General features: G+C 35.3%; 15 protein-coding genes and 3 pseudogenes. 7 read left to right on the forward strand and 11 right to left on the reverse strand.

Annotation, left to right across the window (positions count from 1 at the left end; translation table 11 throughout):
* The 9 genes and pseudogenes from G468_RS21155 to G468_RS22575 all read right to left on the reverse strand — a co-directional run.
* Positions 1 to 615: pseudogene (locus tag G468_RS21155) on the reverse strand (secretin N-terminal domain-containing protein); the annotation flags it as partial.
* Positions 612 to 1,043, reverse strand: coding sequence for a hypothetical protein (locus G468_RS21160; RefSeq protein ID WP_034250065.1), 432 nt, complete (start codon positions 1,041 to 1,043; stop codon positions 612 to 614). The pseudogene G468_RS21155 and the gene G468_RS21160, both read right to left, overlap by 4 nt.
* Positions 1,024 to 2,073: a zonular occludens toxin domain-containing protein gene (locus G468_RS0114120; protein ID WP_026823653.1), complete on the reverse strand. Its 1,050-nt coding sequence runs from the start codon at positions 2,071 to 2,073 to the stop codon at positions 1,024 to 1,026. The genes G468_RS21160 and G468_RS0114120 overlap by 20 nt, the downstream gene beginning before the upstream one ends.
* Positions 2,074 to 2,415 (reverse strand): DUF5455 family protein, encoded by a 342-nt coding sequence (locus G468_RS0114125; RefSeq protein WP_026823654.1) that lies wholly within the window; start codon positions 2,413 to 2,415, stop codon positions 2,074 to 2,076. It abuts the gene before it with no gap.
* Positions 2,415 to 3,512: a hypothetical protein gene (locus G468_RS21165; protein WP_051297125.1), complete on the reverse strand. Its 1,098-nt coding sequence runs from the start codon at positions 3,510 to 3,512 to the stop codon at positions 2,415 to 2,417. Before G468_RS21165 ends, G468_RS0114125 begins: the two co-directional genes overlap by 1 nt.
* A 42-nt stretch (positions 3,513 to 3,554) precedes the next feature.
* Positions 3,555 to 3,806: a major coat protein gene (locus G468_RS0114135; protein WP_026823655.1), complete on the reverse strand. Its 252-nt coding sequence runs from the start codon at positions 3,804 to 3,806 to the stop codon at positions 3,555 to 3,557.
* 91 nt (positions 3,807 to 3,897) lie between these two features.
* Positions 3,898 to 4,002 (reverse strand): tail virion protein G7P-2, encoded by a 105-nt coding sequence (locus G468_RS25435; RefSeq protein ID WP_407061971.1) that lies wholly within the window; start codon positions 4,000 to 4,002, stop codon positions 3,898 to 3,900.
* Between the two features lie 3 nt (positions 4,003 to 4,005).
* Positions 4,006 to 4,299 (reverse strand): hypothetical protein, encoded by a 294-nt coding sequence (locus G468_RS0114150; protein ID WP_026823656.1) that lies wholly within the window; start codon positions 4,297 to 4,299, stop codon positions 4,006 to 4,008.
* 20 nt (positions 4,300 to 4,319) lie between these two features.
* Positions 4,320 to 5,602, reverse strand: a pseudogene (locus G468_RS22575) (phage/plasmid replication protein, II/X family).
* Positions 5,603 to 5,727: 125 nt separating this feature from the next.
* On the opposite strand from G468_RS22575, the gene G468_RS0114160 reads away from it, so the two are divergent.
* The 3 genes from G468_RS0114160 (at position 5,728) to G468_RS0114170 (ending at position 7,301) form a co-directional block, all read left to right on the forward strand.
* Positions 5,728 to 5,925 carry a hypothetical protein gene (locus tag G468_RS0114160; RefSeq protein ID WP_026823657.1) on the forward strand — a complete coding sequence of 66 codons (198 nt, stop codon included), beginning with the start codon at positions 5,728 to 5,730 and terminating at the stop codon, positions 5,923 to 5,925.
* A gap of 157 nt (positions 5,926 to 6,082) precedes the next feature.
* Positions 6,083 to 6,415, forward strand: a complete 333-nt coding sequence (locus G468_RS0114165) for a hypothetical protein (RefSeq protein WP_026823658.1) — start codon at positions 6,083 to 6,085, stop codon at positions 6,413 to 6,415.
* A 418-nt stretch (positions 6,416 to 6,833) separates the two neighbouring features.
* The gene (locus tag G468_RS0114170; protein WP_026823659.1) at positions 6,834 to 7,301 is read left to right on the forward strand and encodes an outer membrane lipoprotein; all 468 of its coding nucleotides are present in this window, start codon (positions 6,834 to 6,836) and stop codon (positions 7,299 to 7,301) included.
* A 97-nt stretch (positions 7,302 to 7,398) separates the two neighbouring features.
* Here the strand turns inward: G468_RS0114170 and slyA are convergent, their stop codons facing one another.
* A complete protein-coding gene (slyA, locus tag G468_RS0114175; RefSeq protein WP_026823660.1) occupies positions 7,399 to 7,833 on the reverse strand; it encodes a transcriptional regulator SlyA in 435 nt (144 codons plus the stop codon).
* Positions 7,834 to 8,706: 873 nt separating this feature from the next.
* Between slyA and gloA the strand changes: the two genes are divergently transcribed.
* Positions 8,707 to 9,114, forward strand: coding sequence for a lactoylglutathione lyase (gloA, locus tag G468_RS0114180; RefSeq protein WP_026823661.1), 408 nt, complete (start codon positions 8,707 to 8,709; stop codon positions 9,112 to 9,114).
* Between the two features lie 118 nt (positions 9,115 to 9,232).
* Complete coding sequence (gene rnt / locus G468_RS0114185) at positions 9,233 to 9,874, forward strand: ribonuclease T (protein WP_026823662.1); 642 nt, start codon at positions 9,233 to 9,235, stop codon at positions 9,872 to 9,874.
* A gap of 71 nt (positions 9,875 to 9,945) precedes the next feature.
* Here rnt and G468_RS0114190 read toward each other — a convergent pair whose 3' ends face one another.
* Positions 9,946 to 10,293, reverse strand: a complete 348-nt coding sequence (locus G468_RS0114190; protein ID WP_026823663.1) for a Grx4 family monothiol glutaredoxin — start codon at positions 10,291 to 10,293, stop codon at positions 9,946 to 9,948.
* 239 nt (positions 10,294 to 10,532) lie between these two features.
* Here G468_RS0114190 and G468_RS21180 point away from each other — a divergent pair.
* Positions 10,533 to 10,958: pseudogene (locus G468_RS21180) on the forward strand (Fe-Mn family superoxide dismutase); the annotation flags it as partial.
* A 45-nt stretch (positions 10,959 to 11,003) separates the two neighbouring features.
* Positions 11,004 to 11,242 (forward strand): transposase zinc-binding domain-containing protein (locus tag G468_RS23075; RefSeq protein ID WP_211229672.1); only part of this gene is annotated, 239 nt, incomplete at its 3' end.

Genomic DNA, 11,242 nt, shown 5'->3' on the forward strand with positions numbered 1-11,242 from the left:
AATATCCGTTGCATTGGAAATATTTGAAACACTGTCCGCTTTTGATTTCACCGTTAACATGACACTGTCACCATTTAACACTACCGGTGTGACATCAAGCGAAATCCCTACATCACGTCGCTCTATGGTCTGAAAAGGATTTTTAACATCAACACCCTGACCAATAATTTTACCCGTCACAATCGGCACATTCTGACCGGATAAAGTCAAAATACGTGGCACAGATAATAACTTGCTGTGCTTATCACCTTGCACCGCCGTTAATGCCAAACCTAAAACATTGCCTGAAAAAATACCAAATGACCCACCGCTACTGGACAAAATATCGCCAAGCGTAGTCGTATTTACGCCCCCTACCACCGTTGACCCTGATTTTTTCCCTACGCCAAAAGAAAAATTAAAATTACTGCCGTCAGTGGTTTCAAACATAATGCTTTCAATTAACACTTGCGTTCGTTGTATATCAATAGACGGCACAAAAGATTGTATCTGCTTATGATTCTCTACCGTTGTCGTCACAATCAAACGATTATTACCCTCATCAATCGCCACCTGGCCGCCTGAATAAGGTGACGATTTCAGAAAGATATCAATAACGGAAAAAATATCTTTCACCAGAACATGATGAAAAGAATAGGTTTGCGTTTTTTGCGTAAAAAAATGTCCCGTTTTGGTTCGGGATAATCCGGCAAATAATTCAGGCTTGACCCTTCCGGCAATGGATTCTCTAACGCCTTATCCAACGCAGAAATGCCATAATTGCCTTGGTGACTTTTGGTAATAATCACCGGATTACCGGGACTAACTTCATAACCTCTTGAAGCCATCACTGAAACAAAAAAAGCGGGTAAATTTTCAGGGGAAATATCAGAATTATAAACGGTAATTTTTTCATTAAAATCATTAGGAACAATCACCCCTTTACCCGTTTTTCTCGAATACCAATCCACAAATTCAGAGATTGGCACATTGGTCATGGCAATTTTTTCAGCAAACGTATTTAATGAAAATATCAGGATAAAACTAACAAGACACCAGCGCATTTTTTCCCCTCCCGTATATTCTCATTTTACAGGCACTCATCACTTCAATATTGTAACCTTGTTGAATAAGTTCACCGGATTCAATCATTTCATTATCCATTAAAAATAAAATCCGTGTTTCATCACCTAATAATTTAAATGATTTTATTTTTAATTTATTTATTTCAAATTGCTTAACTAGCTGTGTTTCTAATATTTCTTTTTGAGGATGATGAATAAAAAAATAACCGATAGAAATACCCAATAAACCGCCTAAAATTAATAATCTTAATTTTGAAAAACGTTTTAAATAAATACGTGTTAATCGCATAATTTTACTTAACGTTAAAGGTTGTTGATAGCGACCATAAATAGAATAAGGCGGTAAAAGACAATAAACACCCTTATTATAAAAAGAAGAAAACTGTTGTTTGGTATCATAAGCATCATATAAATCTGTACCACGATATATCCAACGTTCAACAACGGGCGATTGAATATTATCGCCATATTTAACTATGCCTAAATGAATTTTTGGCGCGGATACTTTGGCTCCAAAAATAATACTCAATAGTGACCCAATCAATGGAATAGTAAAGCGGTCAAGCCGTCGACAATAAACCACATGCTCGGCTAACGCTTCTCTAGCCTGTTTATCCACTAATGAAATATTTTGCACTAAAAAAATAATATCCCAGCCTAATTTACGGGCATGTAAAAACCAGTCTAAAACAGGCTGACGGCTTTTATCATTCCAGCTGCGGGTATTTAACCAAGTGCCACATTCATCAAGCACTAATAACCCATTTAATTTTTCATCATACGTCTTATTACCACGACCAATAACATTTAAATCAAATAAGGTCGGTTTATCGGGTAAACGATAAATCATTATTTTCTTCGCCATTTTGCCAACAGCGGGCATATTATGGGGTTTTAAATCGATATTTGTTGTCACCGGACAACCCTTTATTAATTTATCCTGAATCTTCGCCACGGAAATTAATGATTTTCCGGAGCCTAATGCCCCTGTAACAAAATAAACCGCCATTTATAAAATCCTATGGGCATAATTTAAAAGCCTTTCTTTTAAATCAAATAAAAAAACCACAATTCGGGTTGACATAATAGCAATAATATAAGCATGAAAATTATCGGGTAAAATCGATGTCATTAAATGGGAAAAATCAGTCGGTAAGTACGTCACTGCAATTTCAATAAAATAACCATACGCAGTTATCATTGTAGTGAGAATAAGCGAAACTAAAGCAGTAACAATTAATCCCGTTCTCGTAATTAATTTAGTCAATAATAATGCGATATAACTTAATGCGAGAGGAATAAAACCCGTTAAATAGCGTAATACTGCCGCAAGTCCTAATAATACTGGCATTAATCACCTCCCTTACGTAACAAAGAGGTCAACGAAGAAAAAACATACCAAAATGTTAATGCCGTCATTACCCACGAAAGTAATGATTTTATTGCGGTTAACTTATCGCACCCAATTCTGATTTCATAAACGTCATCCTCAAAAAGAATAAAATCAGAACACCCCTGACCATTAGGAAAAATAGACACATGACTAAAAATTGAACGCCAAAAAGACCCCTCTTTAATTTCTAACGGACTGGCAATCTTAACCGCTGTATCAAATACCGATTCTCCCTGACCGTATAAAGTCGTATCAGGATCAGCAAAATTACCCGCCCCTCTTAATAAATTATCAAACGACCCAGAAATACTTTTTAATGATTCATCGGTTTTTTTAGTCGCCTCTGAAGTATCCTTACCACTATCATATTCTTCAATTAACGATTTTTTTAACGCTATTTCTACCGCAGAAGCGATATCATCCTCGTCATCTGAACCATTACCACCCGAACCACCGCCGATACTACCGCTTCCTTCATTCCCGCCGGAACCGCCACCCGAACTACTGCCGCCCTCATTCCCACCAGAACCCTCACCCGGATTACCTCCATGACTGCCAGAGCCATTACCTGCACCTTCTTCAACAACTTTACCCGTCGGTTTCCAATCCGCTGCAATAGTACCGTCACCACCACCAACAATTACACCCTTGGCAATATACTGACAACCCTCAAAATTGACATAATAATCACTACCAATTTTATAAGTATTAGAATAAGTCTTTGCTTCTATCGGTTTTGCCAAACAATCCTTTTCATCATCCTTACCCCAATAAAACGTAATACCCCATTTAACATACACAAGCTCTTTACTCGCAGAAGGCACCTTACAACTCTTATCTAACTCATATTTAGTTTGATACCCTTGATTTACAAAACAATCTTTAACACTCTCATAAAAATCTAAAGCCGCATCTTTCGCTTCCGCACATAGCCTGACAGCGCTTTCTTTTTTAGGATCCCAAATAACTTCTAACTCATGATAAGATGTTTCCCACTCAGCATGAGCAAAAAAGGAAATTGAAAATAATAAAAAAATATAAGGCCAGTTGTTCATAAATAACCCCTAAAAGTGGGGGCATTACCCCCCAACAGGCTATTAAACTGCTTTAGAAGAAAATTTCTTAAATAACCGAATTGCCAGCCCTGCGCCAACAACCGCAACGACAACAGGCCAAACCTTACCAATTAAAGTATTCGCCTGAGTGAGCAATGAATCCATCGCCTGACCCGCATAATCCGGTGTCGTAGCTGCACCACCTTCCGCTAACGCCATTCCTGAAAAAAGGAAAAGTGATACCGCGAGATATTTATTTAAAATAAATTCCTTTACGTTAGATAAGAATTTCATACTGAAACCTCCGCTAATTTTTTAAAGACTAAAATGGAGTAAGAAAACCCCCACCCAATAGCAAAAGCCGAGAATAAATAAACGATTTCCATTACCTCTGTCCTCCTGCTATAAATCCAAGACCGAAACATAAAACAATTCCAATCTCGAAAATCAGGTTATATATTTCAGGTAACCCTACTGTTGCCATAGCCATTACCTATTCTGCTAAATCGAGAAACATTTCAACGTTATGACCCGTCGAAGGTTGCCCTGTCTGCTTATCGTGATATCTAAACGAACGCTCAAAACCGGAAATACGGCAAACCAATTCATTCGCTTCTGAATCAATCGCCCCCACACGCCGTTTAGAACGAATTTTTACAACAGGCGGTTTAGAATAAGGGTCAGGAGCGGGTAAAATAACGGTGGTATAAACATGTCCATCATTAGACGTACTGACACGGGTCACTTTTCCACTAATCACCGTTTGATATAAGGGCAATGCAGCCATAATGGTTCACCTTTCTTGATTTAAGCGTTTGCAACTTGTTTAAATGGATAAATATTATTTTGACGTTCAAAAACACTGATTGGCTCGACATACCAGTCAGGACGTTGTTGAGAAAAATCGATATGGATAACTTTATAAAAAGGAATGACGTTAGATTTATCGCCCGTAAGATTTTGTAATTGTGATTTACTGATGCCAATATCAGTTAATAAAGTTAAGTAACGCCAAAAAGTCATTCGACTCATGGAATTAAGAACATTGTAAAATCCTTCATTGACTAAACGGCGATAAAAACCAAATATCCGTTGGGCTTTGGCATAGGAGATATTACCTTTTGGCGTAGTGGAATAATAATGTAATTTTAATCGTTCAAAAATATGTTCATCATCATAAATATTCATTTCCATTCCCCTCAGTGCCGTCAGCAAATCATCAAAACTTTTCATCCACAGATCGTAAATTAAATTAGCCCCACCACGTTCATAGTGTTGTTGATAAAGACAAAGCGCCGAAAAATTAACCGGGATCTGATTATCTTTTAAAAACCGTTTTTTTAATCGCCCTTCTAATCTCAACAGATTATTGGCAAAATCCGTCAGGCGTTTATCATTTAAAATGGCAAACTGATTAAGCAAAACCTCATCATTAGGATTAACCCGTAATTTTCTTTGTATTTCACCTAATCGTTTTGCCAATTCAAACGCTTTATAATAAATACACAATTCCCTGTGTTTAGAGCCACGGTTAAAATAGACGGTGGATTCATAATCGTTTGATTTCGTGGCTTTGGTTTGTCCATGACTAATATTTTTGAAATAGGCAATCACCTGTTTACAAATACTTTCCGTCGGTAATCTTACTGATAAGGTTGTATGAAGCTCAGAAACTTCGGTATTTGCCACATCTAACAAATTAAAAAGATGTGGCATGGAAGCCGCCAGATTGGTGATTAATTCCAAACCACATAATGCAATATTGGTTGAACCAAATACGTTATGCCCTGTAAAAGTTTGGCAGGTGAAGCTTTAAGATTGACACGCGGAAAAATCAAATGGGTTCCCTGATAAATCTTCATGCCCAAACTGGCAAAATGCGTTGGTAACGATTCAAAAGGATGCGCTAATCCCTGAACAGATAAATCCCCTTTTATTTCAAATTCCACATCACGAGCAGACAGGCGAATACCACTTAATTTAGCAATCTGAATAAAATCGATAGAGCCCCCTCCGTGCTCTCTATCACGGGATGTTCTCATCACATACTCGTCTTTAAATGGAATCTGCAATTCAAGGGAATCTATCATTTACAAATCTCAATATTTACATCATGCACACATGATATAAGAAACATTTGCATATTGTAAATACGCATGCGTGAAATGTTGAATAAAAAAAAGATATGATTAGTAACTAAAAGGGGAAATTTGTTATGACATCCAAGAGAGCAGATACAACAGTAAGAATAAACGAAGAAAGAAAGCTAGAACTAAAAAGGAAAATACTAGAAATAGGAAATAAAACAGGAGATATACTAAAACAATCAGAATTAGTAAGTTATCTTATAGATAATTATCTTGATGATGCAGTAAAAGATATAATAGCTAAAAAAACTGTCAGGAAAGCATAGATAAAATAACAATATCATTGTTATTAAATGTGGAAATAAAAGTTAAGTTTAAGTAAAAGTATATCAAAATGATACAAGAGTACATAATTAGAGTACATAATTAAAGAGTCATGCACTCTTAATTACGTAACATTTAATTAACAAATGGCTGATGTAAATGGAACAGAAAAAAATAATAAAACGACTAAAAGAAATAGAAATTGAATTTAGAAAAAATAACCCTGACGTCATCGGTTATACCCTGTTTAATATCGTTAATCGACGTTTTGTGACAATGAAAGAAAATGGATTTGGAATGCCTATCTATACGGATAATCTTGAAATAGCTTATTTTGAAGATACAAAATTTCCCGCATTGATAAGTAGAGAATTGTTACCAGAACCTGATAAATTCGATATTGCGGTTGTTCCACTAATCAAAAACCCCCTATTTGGGCTTAGCGTCAAGTCAGGCTACCTAGATCGACATAACCGCAGGTTCGCACAATAGCGTTATGTGTAAATGGCCGCCGTCTGCGAGGAGCTATTTTCGCAGACGGCTATTCAACATAACGGCATTGTACATATAGCGACCTGCTTTCATGTTTGTCCTCTGATTATTTTTCTCTATACTTCATTGCAGTCATTCAATATACTCATTGTCATGGTTTTTTACTTTAAAAATTTAACTTGTTGAAATAAAACATAAAATAACAATTTAAAAATATTTTAATTAAATATAAATTAATTAAGCTGAATTTATTACTTTAAGAAAAAATTATTAATGTTTAGACTATATTTAGATTGTAGAAAGTAAATTAATTTTGCTATTGTCTGATTATCCAGTTCGTTTATATATAATAAATTATGATATCTGTGTATTCATGATTATTATTATACTGTACATCAGATTTCCAAAAGGAGTAATCATGTTAAAGCAAGTTCTCGTCGGTATTTTTACAGTTACAGCTTTATCTGGCTGTATAAATACAGGTAGTCTTTCTGGGGACACTTATACCGCTTCGCAAGCTAAACAAGTACAAAGCGTAACCTATGGTACAGTTACTCGCATAACCCCGGTTAATATTCAGGCCGGCGGTGACGAAAACATCATAGGTGCACTGGGTGGTGCTGTTCTTGGTGGACTATTGGGTAATACAGTTGGCGGGGGCACAGGAAAAACCCTGGCAACGGCAGCGGGCGCGATTGCAGGTGGTGTTGCCGGTCAAAATGTTCAAGGGGCACTTAACAAAACAAAAGGTGTTCAATTAGAAATTAGGCTGGATAATGGCCGCATTATCTCTGTGGTACAAAAAGGTGATCCAAATAGTTTCCGTAATGGGCAACGTGTATCTATTATAGGTAGTGGAAATAACATAACTGTTTCACCTCGTTAACTCAACTAAAATAGCATACCGCGGCTAAATTTAAATAATTAGCCGCGTATGAATTAAATTATAATGCCATTTATTCTTTTTATTATTCTATCATATCTTACGAATGATTATGTAACCGAATAATATTTTGCTCGAGTTTTAATATCAATGAATAAAGTGTATTTAATTCATCATGTGTAATACCTCCTAATATCTCCTTTCGTGTTTTTTCAATTACATCATCAACCTGTTTAATAAATGGCATCGATTCTTCTGTTAATTTAATTCTTTTTGCTCGTCTGTCGTTGACACAGGTGTGACGCGTAATCAATTTCTTTTCTTCTAATTGATCGAGGGTTCTAACTAGCGATGGCTGTTCAATACCTATTGCTTTGGCCAATTGAATTTGTGATTGATCAGGCGGTAGCTGGCTAATGTTATATAAGGTTACCCAATGAGTTTGGGTGAGTTTTAATGGTTTCAGACGATGATCAATCAATGCTCGCCAGACTCGAACTAAACGCGCAAGATCAGTTCCTATTTTTGATTCCAATTGTTCCTCCTTAAAAATAGAATACCATCAATATCTATAATTATTAAATTGCCAATTAATATTCTAGAAATATATATCCATTTCTATTCACTAAGATATTAATATAGAAATGAGTAAAGGTTTATATTTAGCATTGTAATATATAAATTTATATTTCATTATTAGTATATTAATTTGACTTAATTAGTGCTCTAATCATTACCCACTTATTTACTATATAAAACAAAAGGCTATTAGTTAAATATCCTTATAAGAATAGCCTTCATCTAAATTCTATTCTATATGTTTTTATATTAATATTATTTTTAATTTGCAAAAAATAGACAATAAAAAATAAAAATCATTATAAAACAAGTTATTATAAATATTCTTAAAAGCATTTATTCAGCTATACTTAGATACTAAGTCTATATTGATTTTTAATAAATTACCTGAAAGTTGAAAAAAACTAATAAAAACTTATTATATCTTAAATAAATAATACCAAATAAAATAAGCTAATAAGTTAACAAATTATTTGAAAATAAAAAATATAGCTAAGCAATAAATTAATGTCTTACTCGTTGGTAATAATAAACAAGTAATTGTTATGCATTACTGATGCATACTTAGCAAATAAATTTAATCGTTCAGTTTACAATATTATGATTACAAATAGCTTATAACAACATCATCAATTAGTTATAATGAATAGCAATTATAAAGTTAGTATAAAGACATTCTTAAATAGTCAATGTTCAACACTAAAACAACACAATCAATTATATTGTAAATTTTAATTAATCAACAAACTATATAAATTGAAATAATAGTAAAGTTCACGTTATATTAATATCAGTAATGAATGGTTTTAAACTTACAAAAGAGGTTTATATGCGCTTACTTCATACCATGTTACGTGTTGGCTCTCTGCAACGCTCAATTCACTTTTATACTGAAATATTAGGTATGCGTCTATTACGCACAAGTGAAAATCCTGAATACAAATACTCACTTGCCTTCGTTGGCTATGATGATGAAAGTAAAGGAGCCGTGATAGAATTAACCTATAATTGGAATGTTGAGCATTACGAAATGGGCACCGCCTTTGGTCACATTGCACTAGGGGTTGATAACGTTGCAGATACATGTAATAGCATACGTCAAGCAGGTGGCAAGGTGACGCGCGAAGCTGGACCAGTTAAAGGCGGCTCAACGATTATTGCATTTGTGGAAGATCCAGATGGCTATAAAATTGAACTGATTGAAAATAAAAATGCCTGTAATGCTTTAGGTAGCTAATCCTTTACGTCATGGAATGAGCATATATCCATACATTTTCTATACTTAAGCCAATTTAATGCATTTTAACCAAAATTTGGCATAATATTTTTATTCTCAAGTATAAAGTCTTAAGCAAATGTCTAATAAAAAAAATGATGTTAACACGCTAGCAAAGCGTTTTCGAGGTTATTATCCTGTTGTTATCGATGTAGAAACTGGTGGGTTTAATGCACAACAAGACGCGCTTTTAGAAGTTGCGGCAATGACGCTAAAAATGGATCAAGAGGGTTGGTTACAGATTGATGAAAAACGCCATTTCCATGTTGCACCTTTTGTGGGAGCAAATATAGAAGCAACTGCACTCGCTTTTACGGGTATTGACCCAAATAATCCTTTACGTAACGCTGTCGATGAATATACGGCTTTACATGCCATTTTTAAGATGGTTAGAAAAGGCATCAAAAATAACGATTGCAATCGCGCAATTATCGTAGCCCACAATGCCAATTTTGATCATAGTTTTATTATGGCCGCCGCTCAACGAGCAAATTTAAAACGTAATCCATTCCACCCCTTTGCCACTTTCGATACGGCTACACTCAGCGGGCTGGTTTTTGGTCAAACAATTTTAGCCAAAGCTTGTTATACCGCCGGGATCCCATTTGACGGCAAACAAGCACATGGTGCACTATACGATACCGATAGAACAGCATTGCTGTTTTGTGAAATTGTTAATAAATGGAAAAAATTAGGTGGCTGGCCACTAACAACCGATTGATAACCAAAGGCAGTGGTAACACATAATTACACTGCCTTCTAACTAGTTAGTTATATTATAAAATTATTTATCTATTCAGCACCTGGTTGTTCTGAAGTGCGATATTTATCGGCAGTTGCAGTGATCAATTTCTGCAATTCACCCTGCTGATACATTTCAATAATAATATCACAACCGCCAATTAGCTCACCTTCAATCCATAACTGAGGAAATGTTGGCCAATTGGCATACTTAGGTAACTCACTGCGAATATCAGGGTTTTGCAAAATATCTACATAAGCAAAACGCTCACCACAAGCAGAAAGGGCTTGAACCGCCTGAGCTGAAAAACCACAGCTTGGAAATTTAGGTGAGCCTTTCATGTATAAAAGAATTGGATTCTCTTTTATCTGGCGTTCAATTTTTTCTATTGTCGTCATTGTCACTTCCTTAAAAAACTAAATTTATTATTTTGCACTACGCGAACATAACATTGATTAAGAATACCATTTTCTATCAATACTTGATAACCCTTCGCTGCTATCTTTATTATGTTTCAAACATATTTAATAAAACGTCTTAGTATAATTAGTATGTTATCTATATAAAAATGATAATTTCAATACGGTTATATTTTGTATTTTCAACTGGTTGCGCAAGATAAAAAAAGGAGTCTGCAATGTCTTTCCAATTACCGTCATTACCTTATGCTAAAAATGCCTTAGAGCCCCATATTTCTCAGGAAACGTTAGAATACCATTATGGCAAACACCATAGCACTTATGTCAATAATCTAAATAATTTAATTAAAGACACTAACTTTGCGGGGAAAACATTAGAAGAAATTATAAAAACTGCACAAGGAGGAATTTTTAATAATGCTGCCCAAGTTTGGAATCATACCTTTTATTGGCATTGTTTAGCGCCTAATGCCGGTGGCGAACCAACAGGTAAAATAGCTGAGGCCATTAATCAAAATTTTGAGGAATTTGAAAAATTTAAGAAACAATTTACCGATGCGGCGATTAAAAACTTTGGTTCAGGCTGGACGTGGTTAGTCAAAGAACATAAGCACGCCTTTGGCGTGAGCATCGCGGCAAAGGCGCTCTATTTCTAGGCAATTCCCTTCTCGTCTTTTATACTCTGCTCTATGTACATCCCCAGACCTGCAAAACTGCTATTTCAATACGATGACGGATGGAACCTTTTCATCGAAAATAATCACATAGATGAATGGCAACTACTCTCTGTCGAAAAGATGCTCGCCTGCAGCACCTGCGCTATGGGCGTTCGCCGTTATTGCTGTTCTTCACCTGAATGCTCTCATTCACGCTTCTTTTGTCAAACCTGTAAATCCAAAGCCTGCAGTGCGTGTGGCCTCAAAGGCAC

The sequence above is a fragment of the Arsenophonus nasoniae DSM 15247 genome, from assembly GCF_000429565.1.
GTDB lineage: Bacteria > Pseudomonadota > Gammaproteobacteria > Enterobacterales > Enterobacteriaceae > Arsenophonus > Arsenophonus nasoniae.

What these genes read in the sequence shown, in the direction of transcription:
- G468_RS21160 (WP_034250065.1), bottom strand. Translation starts at nt 1,043, where the DNA reads ATGCGCTGGTGTCTTGTTAGTTTTATCCTGATATTTTCATTAAATACG.
- G468_RS0114120 (WP_026823653.1), bottom strand. Translation starts at nt 2,073, where the DNA reads ATGGCGGTTTATTTTGTTACAGGGGCATTAGGCTCCGGAAAATCATTA.
- G468_RS0114125 (WP_026823654.1), bottom strand. Translation starts at nt 2,415, where the DNA reads ATGCCAGTATTATTAGGACTTGCGGCAGTATTACGCTATTTAACGGGT.
- G468_RS21165 (WP_051297125.1), bottom strand. Translation starts at nt 3,512, where the DNA reads ATGAACAACTGGCCTTATATTTTTTTATTATTTTCAATTTCCTTTTTT.
- G468_RS0114135 (WP_026823655.1), bottom strand. Translation starts at nt 3,806, where the DNA reads ATGAAATTCTTATCTAACGTAAAGGAATTTATTTTAAATAAATATCTC.
- G468_RS25435 (WP_407061971.1), bottom strand. Translation starts at nt 4,002, where the DNA reads ATGGCTATGGCAACAGTAGGGTTACCTGAAATATATAACCTGATTTTC.
- G468_RS0114150 (WP_026823656.1), bottom strand. Translation starts at nt 4,299, where the DNA reads ATGGCTGCATTGCCCTTATATCAAACGGTGATTAGTGGAAAAGTGACC.
- G468_RS0114160 (WP_026823657.1), top strand. Translation starts at nt 5,728, where the DNA reads ATGACATCCAAGAGAGCAGATACAACAGTAAGAATAAACGAAGAAAGA.
- G468_RS0114165 (WP_026823658.1), top strand. Translation starts at nt 6,083, where the DNA reads ATGGAACAGAAAAAAATAATAAAACGACTAAAAGAAATAGAAATTGAA.
- G468_RS0114170 (WP_026823659.1), top strand. Translation starts at nt 6,834, where the DNA reads ATGTTAAAGCAAGTTCTCGTCGGTATTTTTACAGTTACAGCTTTATCT.
- gloA (WP_026823661.1), top strand. Translation starts at nt 8,707, where the DNA reads ATGCGCTTACTTCATACCATGTTACGTGTTGGCTCTCTGCAACGCTCA.
- rnt (WP_026823662.1), top strand. Translation starts at nt 9,233, where the DNA reads ATGTCTAATAAAAAAAATGATGTTAACACGCTAGCAAAGCGTTTTCGA.
- G468_RS0114190 (WP_026823663.1), bottom strand. Translation starts at nt 10,293, where the DNA reads ATGACGACAATAGAAAAAATTGAACGCCAGATAAAAGAGAATCCAATT.